Origin of the sequence: Lancefieldella parvula DSM 20469, from assembly GCF_000024225.1 — a bacterium.
Taxonomy (GTDB): Bacteria; Actinomycetota; Coriobacteriia; order Coriobacteriales; family Atopobiaceae; genus Lancefieldella; species Lancefieldella parvula.
This window is the reverse complement of the sequence record NC_013203.1, coordinates 1,177,777-1,203,320: the sequence shown is the minus strand read 5'-3', so window position 1 is coordinate 1,203,320 and position 25,544 is coordinate 1,177,777. Positions and strand designations below refer to the sequence as shown.

General features: G+C 44.6%; 17 protein-coding genes. 14 read left to right on the top strand and 3 right to left on the bottom strand.

What is annotated here, in order from left to right:
- Positions 1-63 precede the first annotated feature (63 nt).
- From APAR_RS05425 to APAR_RS05365, 13 genes are all read left to right on the top strand, one after another.
- Complete coding sequence (locus APAR_RS05425; protein WP_012809143.1) at positions 64-1,065, top strand: metal ABC transporter substrate-binding protein; 1,002 nt, start codon at positions 64-66, stop codon at positions 1,063-1,065.
- Positions 1,066-1,099: 34 nt separating this feature from the next.
- Positions 1,100-1,957, top strand: a complete 858-nt coding sequence (locus APAR_RS05420; protein WP_245526075.1) for a metal ABC transporter ATP-binding protein — start codon at positions 1,100-1,102, stop codon at positions 1,955-1,957.
- Positions 1,958-2,770 (top strand): metal ABC transporter permease, encoded by an 813-nt coding sequence (locus tag APAR_RS05415; RefSeq protein WP_012809141.1) that lies wholly within the window; start codon positions 1,958-1,960, stop codon positions 2,768-2,770.
- A 284-nt stretch (positions 2,771-3,054) separates the two neighbouring features.
- On the top strand, positions 3,055-4,122 hold the full coding sequence (pheS, locus tag APAR_RS05410) for a phenylalanine--tRNA ligase subunit alpha (RefSeq protein ID WP_012809140.1): 1,068 nt from the start codon (positions 3,055-3,057) through the stop codon (positions 4,120-4,122).
- Between the two features lie 30 nt (positions 4,123-4,152).
- Positions 4,153-6,612, top strand: coding sequence for a phenylalanine--tRNA ligase subunit beta (gene pheT / locus APAR_RS05405; RefSeq protein WP_012809139.1), 2,460 nt, complete (start codon positions 4,153-4,155; stop codon positions 6,610-6,612).
- A 12-nt stretch (positions 6,613-6,624) separates the two neighbouring features.
- The gene (locus APAR_RS05400) at positions 6,625-7,371 is read left to right on the top strand and encodes a zinc dependent phospholipase C family protein (protein WP_012809138.1); all 747 of its coding nucleotides are present in this window, start codon (positions 6,625-6,627) and stop codon (positions 7,369-7,371) included.
- A gap of 51 nt (positions 7,372-7,422) precedes the next feature.
- Complete coding sequence (locus APAR_RS05395; RefSeq protein ID WP_012809137.1) at positions 7,423-8,649, top strand: iron-containing alcohol dehydrogenase family protein; 1,227 nt, start codon at positions 7,423-7,425, stop codon at positions 8,647-8,649.
- Between the two features lie 314 nt (positions 8,650-8,963).
- The gene (gene glgB / locus APAR_RS05390) at positions 8,964-10,976 is read left to right on the top strand and encodes a 1,4-alpha-glucan branching protein GlgB (protein ID WP_012809136.1); all 2,013 of its coding nucleotides are present in this window, start codon (positions 8,964-8,966) and stop codon (positions 10,974-10,976) included.
- Entirely contained in the window at positions 10,963-13,392 is a 2,430-nt protein-coding gene (locus tag APAR_RS05385; RefSeq protein WP_012809135.1) for a glycogen/starch/alpha-glucan phosphorylase, read from the top strand. The genes glgB and APAR_RS05385 overlap by 14 nt, the downstream gene beginning before the upstream one ends.
- A gap of 75 nt (positions 13,393-13,467) precedes the next feature.
- The gene (locus APAR_RS05380) at positions 13,468-14,616 is read left to right on the top strand and encodes a glucose-1-phosphate adenylyltransferase (RefSeq protein ID WP_012809134.1); all 1,149 of its coding nucleotides are present in this window, start codon (positions 13,468-13,470) and stop codon (positions 14,614-14,616) included.
- Positions 14,616-15,719, top strand: coding sequence for a glucose-1-phosphate adenylyltransferase subunit GlgD (gene glgD / locus APAR_RS05375; RefSeq protein ID WP_012809133.1), 1,104 nt, complete (start codon positions 14,616-14,618; stop codon positions 15,717-15,719). Before APAR_RS05380 ends, glgD begins: the two co-directional genes overlap by 1 nt.
- Positions 15,720-15,721: 2 nt before the next feature.
- Positions 15,722-17,221 (top strand): glycogen synthase GlgA, encoded by a 1,500-nt coding sequence (gene glgA, locus APAR_RS05370; protein WP_012809132.1) that lies wholly within the window; start codon positions 15,722-15,724, stop codon positions 17,219-17,221.
- Positions 17,222-17,223: 2 nt separating this feature from the next.
- Positions 17,224-20,661 carry a 4-alpha-glucanotransferase gene (locus APAR_RS05365; RefSeq protein WP_012809131.1) on the top strand — a complete coding sequence of 1,146 codons (3,438 nt, stop codon included), beginning with the start codon at positions 17,224-17,226 and terminating at the stop codon, positions 20,659-20,661.
- A gap of 91 nt (positions 20,662-20,752) precedes the next feature.
- Here APAR_RS05365 and APAR_RS05360 read toward each other — a convergent pair whose 3' ends face one another.
- From APAR_RS05360 to APAR_RS05350, 3 genes are read right to left on the bottom strand one after another with little or no spacing between them, the layout of a single operon-like run.
- On the bottom strand, positions 20,753-22,126 hold the full coding sequence (locus APAR_RS05360; RefSeq protein WP_012809130.1) for a sensor histidine kinase: 1,374 nt from the start codon (positions 22,124-22,126) through the stop codon (positions 20,753-20,755).
- A complete protein-coding gene (locus APAR_RS05355; RefSeq protein WP_012809129.1) occupies positions 22,107-22,811 on the bottom strand; it encodes a response regulator transcription factor in 705 nt (234 codons plus the stop codon). Before APAR_RS05355 ends, APAR_RS05360 begins: the two co-directional genes overlap by 20 nt.
- A gap of 53 nt (positions 22,812-22,864) precedes the next feature.
- Positions 22,865-23,407: a DUF4342 domain-containing protein gene (locus APAR_RS05350; protein WP_012809128.1), complete on the bottom strand. Its 543-nt coding sequence runs from the start codon at positions 23,405-23,407 to the stop codon at positions 22,865-22,867.
- A 323-nt stretch (positions 23,408-23,730) separates the two neighbouring features.
- Here APAR_RS05350 and APAR_RS05345 point away from each other — a divergent pair, with 323 nt between their 5' ends.
- Positions 23,731-25,536, top strand: coding sequence for an ABC transporter ATP-binding protein (locus APAR_RS05345; protein WP_245526047.1), 1,806 nt, complete (start codon positions 23,731-23,733; stop codon positions 25,534-25,536).
- The last annotated feature ends 8 nt before the right edge of the window (positions 25,537-25,544 follow it).

Below are 25,544 nucleotides of genomic sequence, written 5' to 3'. Positions count from 1 at the left end.
CAATTTTATTTGAAAAATTTGGCACTACACCGTATTGGTTTTTATAGTTTTGGGAGATGTAACATGAATTTGAATCCAACCGTTTCTCGTCGTAGCGCACTTGTAGCATCCGCTTTTGGCGTGAGTGCTATTCTTGCTGGCTGCAAGCCTGAGGCTCAAAAGCAAGAAGGAGCTTCTGATAACAAAGACCAGAAGAAGCTCAGTATTGTGGCAAGTTTTTATCCTATGTATGATTTTGCTAAGCGCATCGCTGGCGATCATGCTGAGGTAACATGCCTAGTTCCAGCAGGTACTGAGCCACATGATTGGGAGCCATCCAGCAAGGATATGAAGACTATCCAGGAAGCAGACTTCTTGATCTACAACGGTGCTGGTATGGAGCACTGGGTCAAGGACGTACTTGATGGACTTGGTTCTGGCACAAAACTTACATCAGTTGAGACCAGCAAAGACGTCAAACTTCTTGAGCTTGAAGAGGACGATGATCACGATCATGAGGAGAAGAAAGACGACCACGATCATGACCACGATCACGACCACGGTGGAACCGATCCTCACGTTTGGCTTAGCCCTTTGAACGCAAAGATTCAGATGAAGAATATTTGTGATGCTCTCTCCGAGAAGGATTCTGAGCACAAGACAGAGTATGCTGCCAATCTTGATAAGGCAAATGCTGATTTTGATACGCTTGATAGTGAGTTCCATAAGGGTCTTGACCCTCTACCTAACAAGACCATCGTTGTTTCTCACCAGGCATTTGGTTATTTGTGTGAGGCTTACGGTCTTACTCAGATGCCAATCGAGGGTGTTGAGGCAGATGCCGAGCCAAATGCTCAGGAAATGAAAGAGATTACTGAGTTTGTAAAAGAGCATAATGTAAAGGTCATTTTTACTGAGGAATTGGTAAGCCCTAAGGTTGCTCAGGCAATTGCTGAGGCAACTGGAGCTCGCGTTGAAGAGCTTAACCCACTTGAGGGTTTGACTGATGAAGAGCTTAAGGCGGGCGAGGATTACCTGTCTGTTATGCGTGACAACCTCAAAGCCCTTGAGGGTGCTCTCGCATAGTGTGTTACCAGCTTATGCTGGTTGTTTGGAGGATGTGTTGCAGGAAAGCGAGATAGCCGTTTCGCTTCAAAACGTAAGTTTTTCATACAAGAAAACTCGCGTTTTAAGTGGTGTTAATTTAGACGTTCATCAAGGTGAGATTTGCGCTCTTATTGGTGATAATGGCGCAGGTAAATCAACACTATCACGTATTGTGGTAGGAGAGCTGGAGCCTACAAGTGGTAAGTCACTCCTTTTTGGAACGCCTTCGACTCGGTTTAAAGATTGGGAGCGTGTGGGTTATGTTCCTCAGCTTCCCTCAGAATCGGTTAATCGCTTTCCTGCAAGCGTCGTTGAACTAGTTGATGCAAGTCAGTATGCCCGTGCCAAGAAAGTAAAGATGAGTGCTAAAGAGCGTCGAGAACGTACGCTTGAGGCGCTTGATCTTGTGGGTATGACTAATTTTTCCACTCGTATTATCAGGGAGCTCTCTGGAGGACAACTCCAGAGAGTCCGCCTTGCCTGTGCACTGGTGGGAAACCCTTCGCTGCTCATTCTGGATGAGCCTACTACTGGTCTTGATAAAGAGAGCCGTAATCACTTTTATAACTTAGTGCGAGAAGCCCATGCAGCTAGGGACCTTGCGGTATTTATTGTTACCCATGATCTTGCAGCTCTTGATGCCCTTGCGTGCCGAGTTATTGAAGTTGCAGGTCATAAAGCCGTAGAGATTGCCGGTAGAGGTCACGGACATAATCACTGTGCCGTACATGGTGCTCATTGTGATCTTGATTCTCACCACGTTCATGACCATAACCGTGGAAAATTGGATGATTTTACGCTGACTGAGTCACTTGGTCCTGCGTCAGACGTTGTTCAAGATGCCCAAGACTCGAGTGAGAGGAGGGCATAGATGTTTGAATATGTATTTATGCAGCGAGGAATTCTTGTGGGAATTCTTCTGGGAGCAATCATTCCACTGGTAGGGGTTACGGTTGTTTTAAAGCGCCTCTCTATGATTGGTGACGCACTCTCGCATACCTCTCTTGCAGGTGTTGCAGGAGGCATGATTGCTGGCATCAATCCTGTTGCTGGAGCTATTGCAGCATGTTTAGGTGGAGCGCTTTGTGTTGAGGGAGTACGTCGTCACTTTAAAGATCAGTCAGAGCTTGCGGTTGCAATTGTTATGGCAGCAGGTATTGGACTAGCAGGTGTTTTGTCGGGATTTGTTCCTAACTCATCAAGCTTTAATAGCTTTATGTTTGGTTCAATTCTGACTGTGAGCGAGCAAGAAGTTCAGATGATTATTATTATCAGTGCTCTTGCAGTTGCGTTCTGCTTTTTCCTTAGAAAAGAACTCTTCTTAATGTCTTTTGATGAGCGTCATGCCCGCTGTGTTGGCGTTCCTGTAAGTCTTATTAATTTTGGCTTTGTTATTGCGGTTGCACTTGTTGTTGCGGTTGCAGCAAGAACAGTTGGTTCGCTTATTGTGTCTTCTATGATGGTGGTGCCAGTTGCCTGCGCATTACAGATTTCCCGTAGCTGGAAGCAGTGTTGTTTTTACGCAAGCGCTGTAGGTATGTTGACCTCGCTTGGTGGACTTGTAATCTCCTATGAGCTTGGCCTAAAGCCGGGTGGAACCATCGTTCTTCTCGCGGTTGTTACGCTTTTGTTTATCTTTCTGGTAAAAAGAGTTGTGCTGCTGCTCAAAACCTACGTAGTGTGATACTCTGAACAAAGTGCGTTGACGGAGAGGTTTGCCGGAGCACGTTGTGAACAGAGAGGGTGTTCGTGGTTGAGAAACACCTGCACAGCGCTGGTAGAGTTCACTCCCGAGCTACAACTTGAACGGCAGTCACTGCTCAGTAGGGAAGTCGTCCGCCTAACGAGACTAGGCTTTTAAGTGGATTGCTCAGAGAGAAAACTGTGCAGTCAACCGAGGTGGTACCGCGGAAATTTTCCGTCCTTGGGCATACGCTCAGGGACGGTTTTCTATTGAAAGGTAATTATATGGGAATGTCTGAGGAACTCTCGGCAATTCGCGAGCAAGTACTTGAAGGAATTGCTAAGGCAACAAACCTTGAAGAACTTGAAAAGGTGCGTGTCGCATCAATGGGTAAGAAGGGCTCTCTTACGGCAATTATGCGTATGATGGGTCAGGTTCCCGCAGATCAGCGACCTCAAATGGGCCAGCTTGCAAACACTGTTCGTGCTAACGTTGAGACCGCTATTCGAGAGCGCCAACTTGCTTTAAAGCGAGAAGCCCTTGAGGCTCAGCTCAATGCTGAAGCAACCGATATTACCCTTCCAGGTCGTCGTTTGAGTCCAGGTACTCAGCACCTCATTGAGCAGGTACGTGAGGAGATGGAAGACATCTTCATCAGCATGGGCTATACCATTGAGACGGGTCCTTATGTTGAGACTACTTATTACAATTTCACAGCTCTGAACGCTCCTGAGGACCACCCAAGCCGTTCTGGTAAGGATACGTTCTACGTAGTAGATAATGCACCAGAAGGGAAGGAATCACACGTATTGGGTGAGTCTGACGTCCTTCTTCGTACACAGACCTCCGGCGTTCAGGTACACACTATGGAGACAAAAGAGCCTCCAATTTATATGATTTGTCCTGGTACGGTATTCCGTCCTGATACTGCAGATGCTAACCATCTACCACAGTTTACGCAGATGGAAGGTCTTGTTGTTGATGAGGGAATCACCTTTGGTGATTTGAAGGGTACCCTTGATCACTTTACTCGTGAGATTTTTGGTAAGGACCGTGCCACCCGTTATCGTCCTCACTTCTTCCCGTTTACTGAGCCAAGTTGTGAGGTAGACGTCTCTTGTGGTGTTTGCCACGGTGAGGGTTGCCGTTTCTGCAAGAATACTGGCTGGCTTGAGATTCTTGGTTGCGGCATGGTTGATCCTAATGTCTTTAAGTACTGCGGTATTGATTCTGAGAAGTACACAGGCTTTGCCTTTGGCATTGGTGTTGAGCGCGTTGCAGCGCTTCGTTATGACCTTCCAGACCTGCGTATGCTCATCTCTGGTGACCAGAGAGTTCTGCGTCAGTTCTAATCATCGGCGTCTTAATAGAAAGGCAATCACATGCGTGTATCTTATGAATGGCTGAAGACGCTCGTTGATCTTCCTCAGGATCCAAAAGACCTTGAGCGCGAGTTTGTCCGCACAGGCACTGAGGTTGAAGCTGTAGAGCGCGTCGGCGCAAATCTTGATCATGTTGTTACAGCACAGGTTGTGAGCAAAGAGCCACATCCTGATTCTGATCACATGTACGTTACCCTGGTTGATGTGGGCAAAAACAATGTAGATAAGGACGGAAATCCTGTTCCTCTACAGATTGTTTGTGGTGCTCAGAATTTTAATCAGGGAGATCACATTGTTACAGCAATGATTGGTGCCGTACTTCCTGGTGACTTTAAGATTAAAAAGTCAAAGTTACGCGGCGTTGAATCTTATGGCATGAACTGTTCTTCTCGCGAGCTGGGTCTTGGTGATGATCAAAGCGGCATTATGATTTTGCCCGAGGATGCTCCTATTGGCGTGCCTCTTACTGATTACTTGGGCATGTCTGATGTTGTTCTTGATTGTGAAATTACTCCTAATCGCCCTGATTGTCTTTCTATGACGGGCATGGCTGTTGAGGTTTCTGCAATGTATGACATTGATACTCACATTGAGCTTCCAAGTGTTACATCTGAGTCTGGTCAGAACGCATCTGATCAGGTAGATGTTACTATTACTGATCCTGATCTCTGTCCAAGATATACGGCTCGAGTGGTTCGTAATGTCAAGATTGGTCCAAGCCCTGAGTGGCTTGCTCGTCGCGTTACGGCTTGTGGTGGACGTTCTATTAATAATGTTGTTGACGTTACAAATTATGTTATGTATCTGACTGGTCAGCCCTTACATGCTTTTGACTTGGGAAAACTCACCAAGGAAGACGGTAAGTATCACATTGTGGTTCGTGCTGCTAAAGATGGTGAGCATATTGTGACGCTTGACGGAGAAGACCGTGAACTCACTTCCGATATGACGGTCATCACTGATAACGGTAAGACTCCTATTGCACTTGCTGGTGTTATGGGTGGTATGGATTCTGAAATTACCGAGAATACCGTTGATGTTCTTTTAGAGTCTGCGGTTTTTGATAACGGTCACATCAGCCGTACTAGTAGAAATCTTGATCTTATGAGCGAGGCTTCTATTCGCTATGAGCGCCTTGTTGATCCAAATGGCTGTGCATCTGTTGCGGACATTGCAGCGGCCCTCTTTGAGGAGTGTTGTGGCGCTGAGGTTTGCCCTGGCATTGTTGATGTGTATCCAAAGGTAAAAGAGGCAGTAACTATTGCACTTCGTCCAGAGCGTGTCTGCGCCCTTGCAGGTGTTCAGATTCCAGAAGAGTTTATGGTTTCTCGCCTTACACGCCTTGGCTGCAAGGTTACTCCAGCAGATGATGGCAATTTGAGCGTTGTTGCCCCAACAAACCGTCCAGACCTTACTCGTGAAGTTGACCTTATTGAGGAGATTGTTCGCCTGTGGGGCGAAGGTGATATTGAGGCAACGCTTCCTGCTGCTAGAAATCATGCTGGCGGATTGACTTTAGAACAGCGTCAGATTAGAAAGATTGGCCGCACGCTGCGCTCTCTTGGTCTTAACGAGACAAAGTCGTATCTGTTTGCAAGTCCAGATGATCTCTCTAAGCTTGGTATGAGTGAGGAGGGAAGAGGTGTTCCGGTAAAGGTCATTAGCCCGCTTGTTGCTGATCAGTCAGAGATGCGTCGATCTATTGTTCCAGGACTTTTACGCTCTATTGCGTACAATCTTGCTCACGGTGTCTCTAATATTGCCATGTATGAACTGGGTCGCGTGCTCTTTGGACACAAGGATAAGAGCCAGCCAGATGAGCCTCGTTATGTCTGTGGCGTGTTAGTTGGCCGTCCAGCAGATGACACATGGAATGCCAAGTATCTAGCCTATGATTTCTTTGATGCCAAGGGTATCGTTGAGGGTCTACTCGAAGCTTTGCGTATCCCTAAGGTTCGTTTCCGTGTAGCTGAGCCAGAGCAGTATGGCTGGCTGCAGCCTGGCCGTGCTGCCGAGATTCTTGCAGGTAGCGAGACCATTGGTTGGGTTGGAAACATTCATCCTTTGTCACTGCAGAATTTTGATATTGAGGTTCCAGTAATTGCTTTTGAGATTTCTGTTGCATCGCTTTTGCGTCTTTCTCAGAAGGATCTTCCAATTGTTGAGCCGCCAACTTACCCAGGTATCTCCATTGACCTGGCAATTGTTGTTGACGAGAGTGTCACTGCAGAGCAGCTGGTTCAGCGTTTGAAGTCTGCTGGTGGTAAGCTTCTCTGCGACATCAGACTCTTTGACGTATATCGCGATGCCCTACGTGTTGGGAAAGGCAAGAAGTCCATGGCCTTCTCGCTTACGTATCGAGCAGATGACAGAACGCTTACTTCAGAAGAGGTCGAGAAGACTCACGCAAAGCTTGTGGAGAAGGTTCTTCGTTCTACCGGTGGAGAAATTCGCGGATAAGCAGGTAATTTAGTGCCAAGTTGGAACGTACATATTGCTCATGCTAACCGGCTCCTTGAGAAAGGAGCCGGTTGCTTGGATGTAGATATTCAATATCCTGATGTATTTCTGCTTGGAAATGTTGCTCCTGACGTGCATGTTGGCTTTATGGTTCCTGATTATTCTCATAAGGTGAGATATGGGCGAAGTCATCAATCGTATCCAGGAAGTTTGCCTATTCCAAGTTATAGGCGATATCAGCGCAATTTTATGGGAGGCCTTAGCCCAGCTGAATATCTGTTACAGCATGACTTCATTCAACCAAATGTGACTTATTGTTCAGTTGAGCAACGCAGCTTAGTAGATCAACGTCAACTAAGAGAGTTTATCGTAGGCATTTGGTGTCACTTAGTTTGTGATCATGTGTATAACGCGCATACAAGAGCATTTTTGCACACTCATCATATTCCAACAGGAGAAGATGCGCGTATCCGTAAACAAGCAGATTTTGATGTTTACGGCAGGTCGCTTGAAATGAATCGTCTGCCAGAAGCATCTGATGGGCTCTTTGCTGTTGCCGCAGCTTACCCACAGTATGGGTTTACACATTCAGATGTTGAAGGCACGCTTAGTGTTTTAGAGCACATTGCAGAGGAGAATCACCAGAATAGCGTGAGCTCACCTCACTACCAAATGCTTGATACAGAGTTTTTCTCGTCAGCATACAAAGAGGCAGAGGACACATTAGTTCAAGGATTTATACTGCAAAAACATAACTAGTTCAGTTAAAGTTATATTCTCGCTTTTCTGAGATAGTTTTTGGAGGATGCTATGGAAAAGATGGAATCTCGCGGAACATTTACGGAGTATCTGCCTTCATACACTATTGGTGTTGATGCTTATCAGTCAGTATTGCGTATTGTTAAGCGATTTGGCGAAAACGCAGTAGTTATTGGTGGACCAACTGCAATGGAGAAGGCACGTCCAAAGCTTGAGGCCGCACTTGCAGGTTCTGAGGTTTCTATCTCTTCTTGGATTTCTTACGGTACCAACTCTACGCATGCAAACGCCAAGAAAATTGCTGCAATGCCTGAAGTTGCTGCTGCTGATATGTTGTTCCTTGTTGGTGGTGGTCGCGCAATTGACGAGGGTAAAGAGATTGCAACTCTTTTGGACAAGCCTTACTTTACTTTCCCAACACTTGCTTCTAATTGTGCTCCTGTAACAAGAATTGCTGTTTTTTATAAAGAGGACGGCTCTACAGATACGTATTTCATTCCTGCTGAGCTCCCTGTTCATACCTTTATTGATACGCAGATTATTGCAGAGAGTCCTGATGAGTACTTCTGGGCAGGAATCGGCGATGCCTTTTCTAAAGGTCCTGAGGTTGAGCTTTCTTCTAGGGAAGTTGAGCTTCTCCATAGTCCTCTTATGGGACGTGCTCTTGCTGCAGGTGCTTGTATTGAACCTCTGTTTGACAATGCTGAGCAGGCACTGGCAGATAAGCGTGCCGGTATTGTTTCTGAAGCATTTGAAAACGTCGTTCTTAACATTATTATTACCGCTGGTGTTGTGTCTAATATGACTACCAACATTGGTGCTGAGCACGGCGCTTATTATTTCAATTCTTCTACAGCTCATGCTTTTTACAATGCCTTTACTGCTTTGGGCGCGCGTAGCGAGAAACACCTCCATGGTGAGGTTGTCTCCTTTGGTACTTGTGTTTTGTATGCCTTTGACGGCAACCTTAAAGCACTTGAGAAGCAGGTGGCACTTAATAGAAAGCTTGGTCTTCCAATTACCTTGGCCGATCTAGACATTACTCCAGAGTATGTTGATGCTGATTTGAATATTATTGTTGAGCGAGCTCAGAAGACTAACGAGTGGGGTCGTGCTCCTTATGGCTTCACCGCTGACCGCTTCCGCCAGGCAATTCTTGATACTAATGCATACGGGCAAGCAGTTGCTGCTGATAATAAGATCGCTCAGGCAGAAGCTCTTGACGCAATTGTTGCTCATGCTCCTTCAGTTGAGACAGCAGTGCCACGTAAGATGTAGTTGAAAGAAGCTTACGGAGATTACTTTACGGAGGACCCCTTCACGGTTATATAAAAAGTTTATGTATCAAACGGCAGTTTATTTGGATAAGCTGCCGTTTCTTTTAGTTGTAATTTTTATTCACTATTATTAACAAATTTATCCACAAACAAAAATAACGCATACGGTCGTTTTTTATCGGTAAAAGTTATATTACGTGTTTGTCACCGTGTTTTAACTTGTAATGGTTTATCTTAGTAACTATCAAATATGAGTACTTATGGATAACAAATCTATATAATACGCAGATTTTATTGGTAAGCGCGGGGGTGAGCATGGCAGAGTTAAATGCATCGTTAGCAGTGAGTGACCAGGATGCATACTTGTTTGCGCAAGGAACATGGTTTCAGAGCCATAAAAAACTAGGTGCGCACCCTGCGGTCCAAGAAGATGGAATTGAGGGCTATCATTTTGCTGTTTGGGCACCCAATGCAGTTTCTGTTTCTGTTGTTGGAGACTTTAATAATTGGGATGATACCGTCAACGTTCTATCTCGCTCAAAACACGGTGGAATCTGGGAAGGTTTTGTTCCAGGAATAACCTCAGAAGTATTGTATAAATTTCTGATTGTATCCACATCTGGCGAGAAGATTTTCAAGGCTGACCCGTATGCTACCTATGCAGAGGTTAGACCACATACGGCATCTATTACGTTTGACCCGGATGTGTACGTTTGGGAAGACGATGTATGGATGAAGAAACGTGCAACGCTTAAGTTTCTACATAGTCCTCTCAACATTTTTGAAGTTCACCTTGGTAGCTGGAAGCAGCATACTGACTCGTCTGCTCAAGAAGATTCTGCTAATGCAGAGACTACTGAAAAGATTGAAGAACCTAAAGATTATTTTGATACAAACGTAGACGCGTTCTACACCTATGATGACCTGTCAAAAGAGTTGGTAGCTTACGTTAAAGAGATGGGCTACACCCATATTGAGCTTCTCCCCGTTATGGAGCACCCCTTTGATGGATCCTGGGGCTATCAGGTAACTGGCTATTTTGCTCCCACCTCAAGGTATGGTAATCCTGCTCAGTTCAAGCACTTTATTGACTCCTGCCATCAGGCTGGTATCGGCGTCATTTTAGACTGGGTTCCAGGAGGTTTCTGCAAAGATGCTCATGGTCTTGCAGAGTTTGATGGCACCAAACTTTTTGAAGAAAAAGAGCATCCTAACTGGGGAACTCTTAAGTTTGACCTTACTCGTGGTGAGGTTAGAAGCTTCCTTGTTTCTAACCTGCTTATGTGGTTGAAGGATTATCACGCTGATGGCATTCGTGTTGACGGTGTCAGTAGCATGTTGTATTTGAATTTTGGCATCGATGACCCTTCTCAGAAGCGCTTTAATTGCAAGGGTACTGAGGAAGATTTGGATGCAAGCGCTTTCTTGCGTCTCTGCAATGAGACCGCTCAAAAGCAGTATCCTGATATTTTGATGATTGCAGAAGAGTCCACGGCATGGCCGCTGGTTACCTATCCTCCAGATGTTGGGGGACTTGGTTTCAACCTTAAGTGGGACATGGGTTGGATGAACGATACGTTGCACTATTGTCAGACTGATTTTCCTTATAGACCAGGCAATCATCGACTTTTAACCTTCTCCAGCATGTATCAGTTCAATGAGAACTTTGTGCTGCCACTGAGCCATGATGAAGTTGTTCATGGTAAGTGCAGCCTTATTCAGCGTATGCCAGGAGATTGGTGGAGACAGTTTGCTGGTATGAGAGCTCTAGCGCTCCATCAGATGACCCATCCAGGTGCTAAGCTCAACTTTATGGGCAACGAGATTGCACAGTTTATTGAGTGGCGCTATTACGAGGGCATTGAGTATTACTTGACTGAGGAGTATCCAACTCATGCTCACCAGCAGGCATATATTAAGGCTCTTAATCATTTCTATAAGAATCATCCAGGACTTTGGCAGTACGCCTATGACAACCGTGGATTTGATTGGATTGATGCAGATAATAATGAGCAATCAATCATTTCGTTTGTTCGCCATGGAAGAAAGCCTTCCGAGGACCTGGTTATTCTCATCAATTTTGACGTTGCAACCCATCAGAACTTCCGTTTAGGTATGCCTTCTGAAGGTGTGTGGAAAGAAGTATTTAATTCCGACGCAAAAGAGTTTGGCGGTTCGGGTGTTGTGAATAGTAAGAAACTTTCCACTAAACCAGTGGCATGGAATGGAAGAGATTATTCGGTAGAACTGTCTGTTCCTCCGCTTGGTGGCATTGTTTTAGCGTTTGAGAAAGAACTTCCAAAGAGGGGGAAGCATGGCCGTAAATAACGGACAAAACATTTTTACCGATAAACAAGATTTTGAAGATCAGTATCGAGATAAGTTCATTCAGATTCTTGGCAAATATTATGGAGAATGCACTGATCAGGAACGCTATAACGTTCTTGCACGTCTCATTGCAGAAAAGGCGCGAGAAATTCAGTCAACTTCTTATATTCATGCTAACAAGCAGGTGTATTACTTCTCCCTTGAGTTTCTTCTTGGACCTCTGCTTGAGAATTACCTGCTTAATCTTGGTATCACTGACGTTGTTGCGGCGGGTCTTGAAGAGATGGGAACATCTCTTCAGAAGCTTGCTGCTCAAGAAGTAGATCCTGGCCTTGGCAATGGAGGCTTGGGACGACTTGCTGCATGTTTCCTTGATTCTATGGCACATGAAGGAATGGCCGGCTTTGGTAATGGTATGAGATACCGTTACGGTCTTTTCCGTCAGGAGATTAAGGATGGACGCCAGGTTGAGTGTACTGATAACTGGCTGGCAAACGGATATCCATGGGAAGTTAGAAAAGACGATTCCAGCGTACTTGTGCGCTTTGGTGGCACGGTTGTAAGGCATGAGGGCGAGAATGGCGATTTTTGGTTCTCACAAGAGGGCGGCCAGGTGGTAAAGGCTGTTCCATACGATGTTCCTATTGTTGGTTATGGTGCAAAGACCGTAAATAAGTTGCGTCTCTGGTCTGCAGAACCAGCAGAGGAAGACTTTGACCTTGATGCTTTTAACGCTGGTGATTATGCGCGTGCTAATAAGTTCCGCTCTGACGTGGAGGCAATCTCAACTATTCTGTATCCAAATGACTCTGGTGAGCACGGACGTATCCTCCGTCTAAAGCAGGAGTATTTATTTGTTTCTGCTGGTCTCCAGTCCATTCTTCGTGCCTACAAAGACAAATATGGTGAGGATTGGGATCACTTTGCTGATCACGTTTGTATCCACACTAACGATACGCATCCAGCAATGTGCGGACCGGAGCTCATGCGTCTTCTTGTTGATGAGCATGGCGTTGACTTTAACGAAGCATTTGATATTGCAAGAAATGCTATTTCTTATACTAACCACACCGTTATGCCTGAAGCTCTTGAGAAATGGCCTATTAATACCTTCCGTGAGCTTCTTCCTCGCTTGTATATGTTTATTGATGAGGTTGATCGTCGCTATAAGGAGCAGTTGCTTGCTGACTCTAACGGTAACACTGATCTTCTCGCCTCAACAGCAGTACTGTGGGACAACACTGTTCGTATGGCTAACCTTTCTATTTTATTTAGTCACTCGGTTAATGGTGTCTCTGACCTGCATACAAACATTCTAAAGCAGAGTGTACTGAAGGATTTCTACAAGCTTCGTCCAGAAATTTTTAATAATAAGACCAATGGTATCTGTCACCGTCGTTTCTTGGCACAAGCGAATACCGCTTACGCGAAGCTTATCACTGAAGCTATTGGCACTGGTTGGCTTGATGATGCTAATGAACTTAACAAGCTTTCTGCATTTGAGAATGATGTTGAGTTCTTGGATGAGATGGATGCTGCAAAGAGAGAAGAAAAAGAACGCCTTGCTGCATACGTCAAGAAGACAACTGGTATTGAGATGGATACCAATACCATTTTTGATACACAGGTAAAGCGTTTCCATGCGTATAAACGCCAGCTGCTTAACATCTTCAAGATTTTGTATCTCTATAACCGTATGCTTGATGATCAAAGCTATAAGCCAGCTCCAACAACTTTTATTTTCTCGGGTAAAGCTGCTCAAAGCTACACCTTTGCAAAAGAAGTTATTAGACTCATTCACTCCGTTGCAGATGTTGTCAACAACGATGAGCGTATTGAAGGACGTCTCAAGGTTGTCTTTATTCCAAACTTTGCTGTTTCAAATGCGCAGCTTATCTATGCTGCATCTGATATTTCAGAGCAGATTTCTGTTGCTGGTGCAGAGGCCTCTGGTACCTCAAACATGAAACTTATGATGAATGCAGCTCTGACTCTTGGAACGTACGACGGGTCTAATATCGAGATATCCGAGCTTGCAGGACCAGAGAATATTAAGATCTTTGGCCTTCGTGCAGATGAGGTCCAGCAGGTATATGCTTCCGGTACCTATTTTGCTCAAAACCTACTTAATCAGAATCCAACTTTGGCTCGCATTGTAAACATGCTGACCGATGGTTCTTTGGCTCGACTGTCCGGTAATTTTGAGTCAATTCACGATTATCTGCTGATCAATAATGATCCTGACCTGGTACTTATTGACTTTGATGCATATGTGAAGGCATGGGAAGAGCTTACTCAGTCCTATGCAGATCGTCGTAGCTGGAATGCTCGTGCGCTTCACAATACTGCAAACTCTGGTTTCTTCTCTGCTGATAGAACCATTAGGGAGTACATGGAAGATATTTGGCACGTGTAAGGACCTGCGTTTAAGTTCAATCGTCGTAGGGCGTTGAGAACATAGACCTCTGTTGGGGAGAGAGGAGATTTGGATATGAGCAAAAAAGAATGTCTTGCAATGCTGCTTGCAGGGGGACAGGGAAGCCGTCTAGGCGCTCTAACCTCAAAAGTAGCTAAGCCAGCTGTTTCGTTTGGCGGCAAGTTCCGCATCATTGACTTTGCATTATCCAACTGCGCAAATTCAGGAATTTCTACGGTGGGTGTTTTGACACAGTATCGTCCGTATTTGTTGCACTCTTATGTGGGGTCAGGTAGTGCTTGGGACCTTGATGAGCTTGGCGGTGGAATTTCTATTCTTCCTCCATTTGCTACTCAGTCTGGTGGTGCATGGTATGCGGGCACTGCAGATGCTGTCACTCAGAATATTGGTTACATCGAGCAGAACAAACCTGATTACGTAATTATCCTCTCTGGCGATCAGCTCTATCGTATGGACTACGGTGAGATGCTTGCTTGCCATAAAGACAATAATGCCGACCTCACTATTGCTGTTATGCCTGTTCCTTGGGAGGAAGCTTCCCGCTTTGGCATTATGTCTGTTGATGATGAAGGTAGAATCACTAAGTTTTCCGAGAAACCCGCAGAACCTGAGTCCAATCTAGCTTCTATGGGCATCTATATCTTCACCACTGATTTGCTTCTTGAAACACTCCGTGAAGATGCAAAGAATCCTGAGTCTTCTCATGATTTTGGTAAAGATATTATTCCAACGCTGCTTGACGATGGTAAGCGCCTGTTTACCTATCGCTTTGAGGGCTTCTGGCGTGATGTGGGTACTATTGCAAGTTATCATGAGACCAGTATGGACCTGCTTGGCTCCGAGCCTAAGTTTGATATTTTTTCGGACAAGTTCCCCATTTTGTCTAATGCTTCTACCCGTCCACCAGCGTATATTGGCCCTTTTGGTGAGGTAGACGATTGTCTAGTAAGCAACGGCTGTCAAGTCTTTGGCTATTCTCGCCATTCAATTTTGTCTACAGATGCCGTTGTTGGTGAGGGAGCACGTGTTATTGACTCTGTGCTTCTTCCTGGCGCAGAGGTTAAGCCTGGTGCCGTTGTGATTCGCGCAATTATTGGTGAGAACGCCGTGGTCGAGAAGAACGTTCACGTTGGTAGTTCTGATTTAAACAAAGAGATTGCTGTTGTTGGAAATGATGTAGTGGTTGAAAGAGGTGAGCACTAATGAAAAAGGTAATTGGACTTATTACCTGTAATTATGCTTCTACTAATATGGAAATCGCTTGTGATGTACGCCCAATCGCATCTATGCCTTTTTTGGGAAGATATCGTCTGGTAGATTTTTCTCTTTCAAACATGGTTAATTCGGGCATTAGTACCGTTGGTGTAATCATGCCATTTAATTACCGCTCGCTCATTGATCATCTTGGTTCCGGCAAAGACTGGAACCTGGATCGCAAGAATGGTGGTCTGTTTATTCTGCCTGGATCTGCTTTTGGTACTTCTCATACAGGAGCTCGTTTCCTGCTCAGAGATCTAATTTCCAATAGGCCATATCTTGAGCGCGCTGATGCAGAATATGTTCTTTTGTCTACCTCAAACTTTGTTTTCAACGCTGATCTTACAGAGCTATTTGATCAGCACTTGGAATCTGGTGCAGACATCACAATGATGACTTATACCGCTCGTTATAACGATAGAGACGTTGTTGGTGTTGAGCTTGATGGGGAGCGTGTAGTTAAGACACATAATGGTGTTCAGCGAGGAGATGAAGCTTCTCTTGACTGCTTTATTATCAAGCACGACCTGCTTATCGACATGCTTGATTGGTATAGCGCTACTGATTATCTTGACCTCTTTGAGGCACTTCATGCTGACTACAACCGTGTCAAGGTTCGCACCTTCCACTTTGAAGGTCATGTAGCATCTATTTTCTCTAAGAACTCTTACTATCTTGCCAACATGGAACTGCTGAATCCCATGCCTTCAAATGAGCTCTTTACTTCGGAACGCTCCATTAAGACAAAAGCACACGATACTGCCCCAGCAAAGTTTGAGGTTGGTTCTAAGGTTAGTAACTCCACTATTTCTGCAGGTTGTCGTATTCGCGGTTCTGTCACTGGGTCCATCCTTAGTCGTAATGTCATTATTGAGCGCGGTGCTGTTGTGCGTGATTCTGTTGTGATGGAAGGATGTATTGTTAAAGAGGGCTCAGTAGTTGAGCACGCTATTGTAGACCGCTCTAACATCATTCCTGCAGGTACTGAGCTTCGCGGTACTAGTGAAGAAATTCTTATTCAGCGTAAAAATAATAAGAGGGTGGCTTAACAATGTCCCAAGTCTCCAAGCGTCGCAAGCTTCGTGTTGTTTATGCAACTTCTGAGGTAGCGCCTTTTTCCAAGACGGGTGGCCTTGGAGATGTCTCGGGTTCATTGCCACAAGCACTTAAAAAAGTAGGAGCTAGAGTGGCGGTAATTTCGCCACTCTATAGCGCTATCAAGCCTGAATGGCGAGAAAAGATGAAGAAAGTCTGTGAGCTTCAGGTGCCCCTTTCGTGGCGTTTTGAGTATTGTGGGCTTTGGCATCTTGTTTATGAGGGCGTTGATTTTTACTTTGTAGATAACGAGTTGTACTTTGCTCGTGATGGTCTCTATGGTTATTTTGATGATGGAGAGCGCTATGCGTTCTTCTCTAAGGCTCTTTGTGAGCTTATTGCACACGTTCCAGAGCTCTCCTGTGACGTTTTACACTGTAATGACTGGCAAACTGCGCTAGCACCTGTATTTTTGCGTGAGCAGTATCAGAGCGTCCCTGAGGTTCAGAACGTTAAGACGGTTTTCTCCATTCATAATGTTATGTTCCAAGGTCAGTTTACTGACAAGATGCTGAGCGATGTTCTTGGCCTTGCTGATATCCCAGCTGCAGTTGATCAGCTGAGGTGTGATGCAAGTTCTATCAATTTCATGAAGGGTGCGCTTTGCTACTCTGATTATCTACTTACCGTTAGCCCAACGTATGCCCACGAGCTACAGACAGAACACTTTGGAGAGGGAAGAGACGATATCTTCCGTCGCCGTCAGAACGTTCTGCGTGGTATTCTGAACGGCATTGACATGGGTACATGGTCTCCTGCAAGTGATCCTTATATTCCACAGAACTTCTCGGCACGCCATATGGAAGGTAAGGCTGAGTGTAAGCGTCAGCTGCAAGAGGAGCTGGGTCTTGAGGTGGCTTCAGATGCGCCACTTGCGGTAATGGTTACACGTTTGACCAATCAGAAGGGTCTTGGTCTGATTCGCTATGCTATGGATCGTCTTATTCGTGCAGGTATTGAAATTGCCGTTCTAGGAACTGGCGACGCTGAACAAGAAGACGCCATGCGCTACTTTGACGAGCATTATAAGAATCGCATGGCGGCACGTATTGAGTTTGATATTGCGCTTTCTCACCGTATGTACGCAGGTGCTGATATGTTTTTAATGCCATCAGAGTTTGAGCCTTGCGGTCTTTCTCAGATGATTTCTATGCGTTACGGCACACTTCCTGTTGTTCGCGAGACGGGTGGTCTGGCAGACTCCGTCAAACCATATAATCAGTTTACGGGCGAAGGAACCGGCTTTAGTTTTGCTAATCAAAACGCAGACGAAATGGCAGATATTATTTTGTACGCTGCTGACGTATACAAGAACGATAAGCAATCGTGGACAAATCTTGTAAAACAGGCGATGGCAGAGGACTTTAGTTGGCATAATGCTGCAAATGAATATCTTGACGTGTATCATTTACTACATCCTGAGATTATCAGGTATGTTCGTCGTCGAGATTGGTAAGAATGCAGGCTTTTCATAACACCTCAAACATTGTTTGTAGAGATCCAAAAGGCGCAGCAGAACTAGGCACTTCAGTAACAATCAGAATATTTGCTTGGGACGATGATGTTCAATCAGTAACGCTTCGTCTATGGCAAGAATATGGTCCTGAATCATCTTTAGAGGCCCCAACTCTATCTGGCGAGAAATGCGTTGTGATGCAAAAGAGTGTTTTTGCTGAAACGCTTCCAGCTGGTGTACCCGATTATGCACAGTGCTTTGAGGCTATTATCAAACCTGCTGCTACAGGCCTTATTTGGTATCGTTTTGAGCTGCAAGCTTCTGACGGAGCAGTCTGGTTGTATGGTGCTCAAGAAAATAGGTGCACAGGTGTTGGTGGTTTTGCCTATGGTGAGCCACCATCATTTCAGATTACCTGCTACGAGCCTCGTACCAGCGTTTTTGGTGTTGAAGATCCAAGCTGGTACAAAGGGGGAGTTGTCTACCAGATTTTTCCTGACAGGTTTGCACGAGATGCAAATTGGCGCGAACGTACCATGCAAGCACTTGCTGTTCCAAGAAATGGAGTTTCTCGCCAGTTGGTTGAAGACTGGGAGAAAGTCCCGGAGTATCAAAGAGACGCTAATGGTCGCGTGACCGAGTGGGATTTCTACGGCGGATCTTTGGTTGGCATTGAAGAGAAACTGCCCTATTTGGAAGACCTAGGAATAACTGCGCTTTATTTGAATCCTATTTACGCTGCTTCTAGTAATCATCGCTACGATATTGCGGATTATTTGGAAGTTGACCCTGTTTTGGGCACCGTAGAAGACTTTGAGCACCTCTGTGTTAAAGCGGCTGAGCATGGTATTTCTATTATCTTGGATGGCGTATTTAACCACTGTGGTGCTGACTCAAAATATTTTAATAAATTTTCTAATTACCCCGAACCAGGAGCAGTTCAACAGGCAGGTTCGGTCTATGATGAGTGGTTTACGCTTCATGAGGATGGAACGTATGAAAGTTGGTGGGGTGTTGACGCGCTTCCAACTATTGTGTCTGATAACCCTACTTACCAGGAGTTTATTTGTAGTGAGAATGGTGTTATTAGAACATGGCTACGTCGTGGCGCTCGCGGTTGGCGCTTAGACGTTGCAGATGAGATTTCTGATTCATTTATTCAGAAGATTCGTGCAGCTGCACTCGCAGAGCGCAGCGATGCGGTTATTATTGGAGAAGTCTGGGAGGATGCAAGTAATAAGCGTGCCTATGGAAAACTTAGGCATTATCTTGAGGGTTTTGAGCTTGACGGCCCTATGAATTATCCTCTGAGAAAAGCTATTCTTTCATTTTTGATGAATGAGGCTGGTGCTGAGGCAACTGTTTCAGCTCTTGAGGAGCTTTGGGAAAACTATCCTCACGAGGCGTTTTATTCTTGTCTAAATGTGTTTGGAACGCATGATAAGGAACGTTTAATTAATGTAGTTGCGGATGCTCCCACGCCTGATTCTCTTTCTGCTCATGAGCAGGTGACGTATAGACTTTCTGCTGATCAGCGAGGTCTTTCTAAGGCTCGTATGTGGCAGGCGGCGGTGCTCCAGATGACACTTCCTGGTGTTCCTTCTATTTATTACGGCGATGAGATGGGTGTTGAGGGATTTGTTGATCCAACAAATCGCGCGACAATGCCATGGCCTGGAACCAGTCCTCGTGCAGATTTAGATTACTTTCACATTTATCGCAATGCTATTGCGCTTAGAAAAACGCTACCACTACTGGTAAACGGCTCGTTTGAACCGTTTGTTCCAGAAGATGGATCTAATGATGTTTTGGCTTTCTGGCGTAGGCCTCTTCAGAAAGATGATTGTTTACAGCAGCAGGGTGAGTTTACGCCTGGCATTTGTGTTCTGGTAAATAAGAGCCGCTCAGATGCTAAAACAGTATATGTTTCTGTACCTCAAAATATGCAGGTTATTGACGTTATTAGTGGCCAAGCGGTACCTGTCAAAGATGGTAAAGCAGAGGTCTTTTTATGGCAGCTTGGATGTACCGTTTTAAACGTACAGCCGACCCACAGGTTACAAAAGTCTCTTGAGCCTGGTATGGGCGTGCTCGCTCATATTACTTCTCTGCCCGCCAATGATGGAGATGTGACTAAACCGGGACAGAGACTTGGTGTTATTGGTCGTGAAACCTTCGAGTTCATTGATTTTCTCGCCAAATCTGGTCAAAAGTACTGGCAGATTTTGCCTGTCAGTCCAACCGATGAATATGGCTCTCCTTATGCGGGAATTTCCGCTTTTGCAGGAAACATTAATTTGCTCGATCCAGCTGCAATGGAGAAAGTCATTCTTGAGTGCGACGACTCTCAGGGTGAGCGCGCTGCTGAGTACCAGGCATTTCTGGCGAGAAACTCGTATTGGCTTGATTCGTATGCGGCTTTTCGCGCTATTAAAGATCTTCTTGGTGAGGGGATGTGGCAGGAGTGGCCTGAACAGTATCGTAGCTGGTCACAAGAGTTGTTTACACGTCCTGAGCTTGTTCATGCAATTGAGCTTCATCGGAAGTACCAATTTGCTTTTGATGTCATTTGGAGTCAGACTTTAGCGGAAGCGCATGCTAAGGGTATTCAGATTATTGGTGACATGCCCATGTTTGTTTCGGAAGATTCCGCCGATGTTTGGGCACATCCAGAGCTTTTTGCTTTAGATGCTACAGGCCATACAGAGCTTCAAGCTGGTGCTCCAGCTGATGCTTTTTCGCAAGATGGTCAGCTGTGGGGTAATCCAACATATAACTGGCAAGCTCATAAAGACGAGGAATATTGTTGGTGGATTGAGCGATTCCGCAGGTCTTTCTATCTATACGACTATACAAGGCTCGATCACTTTATTGGCTTTACGTCTTACTATGCTATTGAGCAAGGAAAAACTGCAACTAGAGGTTCATTTAAGTTTGGACCTGGCTATGAGTTGTTTGATGTTGCTTATAAACAGCTTGGTCCACTTCCTTTTATTGCCGAGGATTTGGGAGCAGTTACTCCTGCTGTTAGAGCACTGCTCTCTCAGACGGGATTTCCTGGCATGAGCGTCATTCAGTTTGCTGACGGAGACTGCAGATATTCCTTTGCACCAGCTCAGGAGTCTATTGTGTACAGTGGTACACATGATACCCAAACGCTTATGGGTTTTGTAGAAGATCGCTTTACAGGCGGCCAGGCAACTGATGAATCACAACAGATTTTTAATCATCTTATGGAGCAGATAGTTGATACCTCTAATGCAGTAGTTATCCTGCCGCTTCAGGATGTTTTGTGCCTTTCCGACAATGCTCGTATGAACATTCCTGGTAAGACTGAAGGCAATTGGTCTTGGCAGGTTAAAAAGGATATGATTACGCCAGAGGTTATTCAAAGGCTACAGAGGTATGTAGAACTGCATCAGAACAGACGCAACGCTTAACGTTGAGCATTCTTTCATACTTAAGTGACAACAAAAGGTCCTTCTCGTCAGCCGAGAAGGATTTTTACATGTGGATATTTTACTAAGTTTGCTATGAAACTTTGTGTGGTAGAACGATAGTAAAGCGCGTGCCTACGCCCTCGCGTGAAACCACTTTAATAGAACCATCATGGTTGTCGACAATCCATTTTGCTATGGATAAGCCAAGTCCAGAACCTTCGTTGCTCTCAATGCGGGCGTTGTCAGCTCTCCAGAACCTCTCAAAAATATGAGCAGCAGCAGCCTCCGATATACCCATACCCTCGTCCTCAATTGAAACTTGAACGGTTTTCTCGTCATATGTGACGTTAAAAGAAATGGTAGTTTGGGCAGCAGAATATCTTGCAGCGTTTTGCACGATAATACGGATAGATTGCTTAATCATGGCAGTATCGGCAAGTACTTGGTAGTGGTCATCTGACAGCGCACTTTGATCAAACTTCAGAGCATAGCGGTGGTCAGGGTCAATCATCTCCGATTCTTCCCAGACCTCAGAAGCTATCTGCGCAAGATTGAGCTGGATCTTTGTGAGGGTATTTCTTCCTGCGTCTCCACGTGCTAAGAAGAGGAGCTGTTCAACCAGGTCATGCATGTGCTGACTTTCAGATTTGAGTGCAGTAATGGATTCGTCAAGTACCGCTTCGTCTGTTTTACCCCAGCGATCTAGCATGTCGGTATAACCTCGAATAACAGCTATAGGTGTGCGGAGTTCGTGACTAGCATCGTTGACAAAGCGCATTTGTTGCAACTTTGCTTCTTGCATACGGCGAAGCAGCTTATTCAAAGCAATTTCAATACTTGCAAGGTCTTGGTCGCCTGTTTGAATCTTTGGAGAGTTGACATTGGCTTCTTCAATAGCCTGTTCAAGACTCCTCATTTTATCCTTCTTAACTAGGATGTCATTAGTGGCTGTAGTGTTAGTTGCTAGTACATCACTATTAATCAATTGTTCTGTTTTAAGAGCAAGTGTATTGAGGGGTTGAAGAGCTCTTCTGACACGGCGCATATCGCTAAAAAAATGCAGCATGTCAATAAATTCCCAGATGAGAATAGCAAGATATGCTGGCCAGAAACGAGTTAAGTCCGCACCTAAATCAAATATTTTTGCACCAAAGGTTATTCCGTGAACAATGTATTTGAGGCTTGAGAGTCCGTGCAAGAAAGAGAAACCAGTAAGAGAAATAGAATTAGACTCGATGGGAAAAAATCCCAGGTAAAAAGTGCCCTGTGGCAGGTGCTGGTTATACATATAAATATAAACAAGCGTAATATTCACTAATAGAAAGAAATTGAAGCCAATGTAATTTATTAGCTTACGCCACCAAAATCCCCAGGTAATAACACCTGCAGTTGAGGAATCGGAGTGAGCAAAGAAGGGTTTTTTATACTCTTGTGGAGTTGCTTTATTAGATTTCTCTGATGACATACCCAACTCCACGTACAGTAGTAATTAGCTTGATATTATATTGATCGTCAATTTTTGCGCGTAGATGAGCAATGTGGACATCTACGTTATTAGTTTCTCCCGCAAACTCATACCCGAGAGCTTCTGATGCAATGCGTTCCCGACTCAAGACAACACCAGCGTGTTCCATAAGCATGCGAAGCACTTCAAATTCTTTAGTTGTCAACTCAATCGAATTGTTATTGACGCAGACTTCTCTACGGTCTACATCAAGAGAGACACCCTTAATTGTAAAAACGTTTTTTGTTGGAACGTTGGAGGGAATCTGTGAGCTTGTGCTGTCCACCTCGTGATGCTTGAGCGCCACTCGAATGCGGGCGAGAAGTTCTTCAATCGCAAAAGGCTTGGTGAGATAGTCATCTGCGCCCGCATCAAGACCAGCAACTTTATCCATAACTGAATCACGAGCAGTAAGCATGATAGTTGGCGTGTTTTTCTCGCGACGAATCCTTCTAAGAACTTCTAGACCATTAAGTTGGGGAAGAAGTATATCAAGTAAGATAAGGTCGTAGTCATTTGTCAGCGCTTTCTCAGCGCCGGTTCTTCCGTCAAGAGCTTTGTCTACTTCATAGCCCTCGTGTTTAAGTTCGAGTTCTATAAAGCGTGCAATTTTTTCTTCGTCTTCAACGATAAGAACCTTAATCATTTTGCGCCTAAATATCGAGGTTTCTAGTTTAGGTTATGGAGCTGATTGTATAACTATTTTTTATTGGTGACGTCTTTTTTGATGGAACCTGCTGCATCTGCAGCTTCATCCATTGCTTTATTTACATCAACAACAACAGGATAGGCTCCTTGAATGCGATAACGCATATCAAAGAAAAGACCAATAATAAGAAGCCAAATTGTAGAGCCCCAGAGGAATAGACCGGCAATTGGGATAATTACTGGCATAGCCATGAATTCTTCATTATGACGAGTAACAATAAATTTCGTCTCTACACTTTTATGGAATAACTCCTTACACTTTTCCCAAAAAGAAGACATGTTCTCTGAGAAATCAGACTTCTTACTTGATTCTTGATAGGCGGTCTGAGCTGCTTGCATCTCTGGAGAAACTTCCGACTGTGCAGCAGACTCGGTAGTATAGTTTGCGGACTGCTTGGTAGACTTACCCTGTCTCTCGAGCCAAATAATTGCATCAAGAACATTATCATCACAAGCGTCAAGTGCTGCCTTTGCATCCTCGTAGCTTACGCCGCACTTCTCGCGAATTACCTCAACCTTTTCAAGCTTTTCCATGATCAGTTTCCTTTCGAGATGTTAAAGACGCTTCTCGTCTTCGTGATACATGGTCTCTTATAAAGATTAACCAATTATTGAGGCTACATTAAGCTTTCATAAGGATTTTAGTGAGATTGTTTACGAGCATTCAATTACACATAACGTGTTTACCATTTACCGAATACTTATAAAACTAGCTTGTTTTAGCAATTTAGTAGATTGAAACTAGTGAATAGTTATATGAGTCTAACTTATGACAGTTGAAGCTTTATATCCGCTGTCAAAGTCAGCCTGAACAGCAGATAGTACATTGTAAGTTTGTGGCAGGGGGGCGGTATAAGATGGGTATGACAAAGCGTCAAAACCAAAATGTTCAAGCTACTGAGTCCAACCAAAACACAAAACAGGATTCTCAACAATCCGAAATAAATCCTGTTACTGTGCTGCTTGAGTGGTCAGATAGAAAAGGTATGTATGCGCTGTCTGTCATTCTTGCCATTATTGGTGTTTTTGGTGGTATGGTTCCCTATGTTGCTGCAGGCAACATGGTAGTTGGCATCTTTAATGGAATTCAAGAATGGCCGTTTTACCTTCATTGGGGACTTATAGCGGGCTTCAGCTATTTAGTTAAAATAATTTTCCATCATCTTTCAACTATCGTTTCTCATAAGGCAACGTTTGCAACAATTGCAAACATGCGCACTCGAGTAGCAAAGAAGCTGACGAGCATCCCAATGGGATATGTTCTTTCTACTCCTTCTGGTTCTCTAAAACGCCTTTTAGTCGAGAAAATCGATAGCATCGAAACTACGCTTGCTCATGCAGTTCCCGAGCTTACTTCAAACCTTACTGCTGCATTTGCAGTTTTTGTTTATTTGATTATTTTGGATTGGCGTCTTGCCCTTGCTGCATTACTCACCATTGTCGTAGGACTTGCATGTTTATCAGGCATGATGAAAGACTATGAGTACTGGTATCAGAATACTATTGTTACTGGTAGAGAGATGAATAATGCCTCAGTTGAGTATGTGTTAGGGATTGAGGTAATTAAAGCTTTTGGACAGTCGGCAAGTTCTTACGAGAAGTTCTCTAAAGCGGTTTACGCCTCTGCTCATGCTTTTATTGATTGGATGAGTCACTGTCAAATTTGGCAAGATGCCATGCTATCAATTGCCCCAGCAACATTAGTAACGGTATTGCCCTTAGGATGCTTATTTGTACTTCAGGGAACTCTTTCTCCTTCTACCTTTGTCATGTGTGCAGTGCTTTCTTTAGGCATTTTTCAGCCGCTCTTTGAAGCAATGAGCTTTATGGATTCTCTTGCACAGGTTAGCTCTGTTGTTAAGGAAATTTCTGAGGTTTTGAATTACCCAGATCAGATTAGAGCTGAGGTTCCTTGCACACTTACGGGAACCGAAATTAAACTGAGCGATGTTCGTTTCTCGTATGGAAGCAATGAGGTAATTCATGGGATTACCTTAGATATTAGCCCAGGACAAGTTACGGCGCTTGTTGGTCCAAGTGGATCTGGTAAATCAACTGTTGCACGTCTTATTGCTGGTTTCTGGGATCCAAATGAAGGTTCTGTATCTATTGGTGGACAAGATATTCGCTCCTGTACTCCATCTCAACTTGCAGATCTTGTAGCTTACGTTGATCAAGATAGTTACCTTTTTGATGAGACCATTATGGAAAACATCAGAATGGGTAAAAAAGACGCCACCGATGATGAGGTAATTGCTTGTGCAAAAGCTTCTGGTTGTCATAACTTTATTCAATCGCTTCCTCATGGCTATCAAACTGTCATAGGAGGCTCAGGTGGGCATCTTTCTGGTGGAGAGCGTCAGCGCGTGGCAATTGCTCGAGCTATGCTCAAAGATGCGCCTATCATCATGCTTGATGAAGCAACGGCCTATGCAGATCCAGAATCGGAAGCAGAGGTTGAATCTGCAGTTGCAAAGTTGGTAGCTGGTAAAACGCTGGTTGTTATCGCGCACCGTCTATCAACCGTACAAAATGCCGACAAAATTGTTGTCGTTAATGATGGCTCTATTGAAGCTGAAGGTACACACGAACAGCTTATGGAGACATGCCCGCTCTATGCAACTATGTATCGCGCTCATATCGGCGCACTTGATGAGGCTTAAGGAGGGGA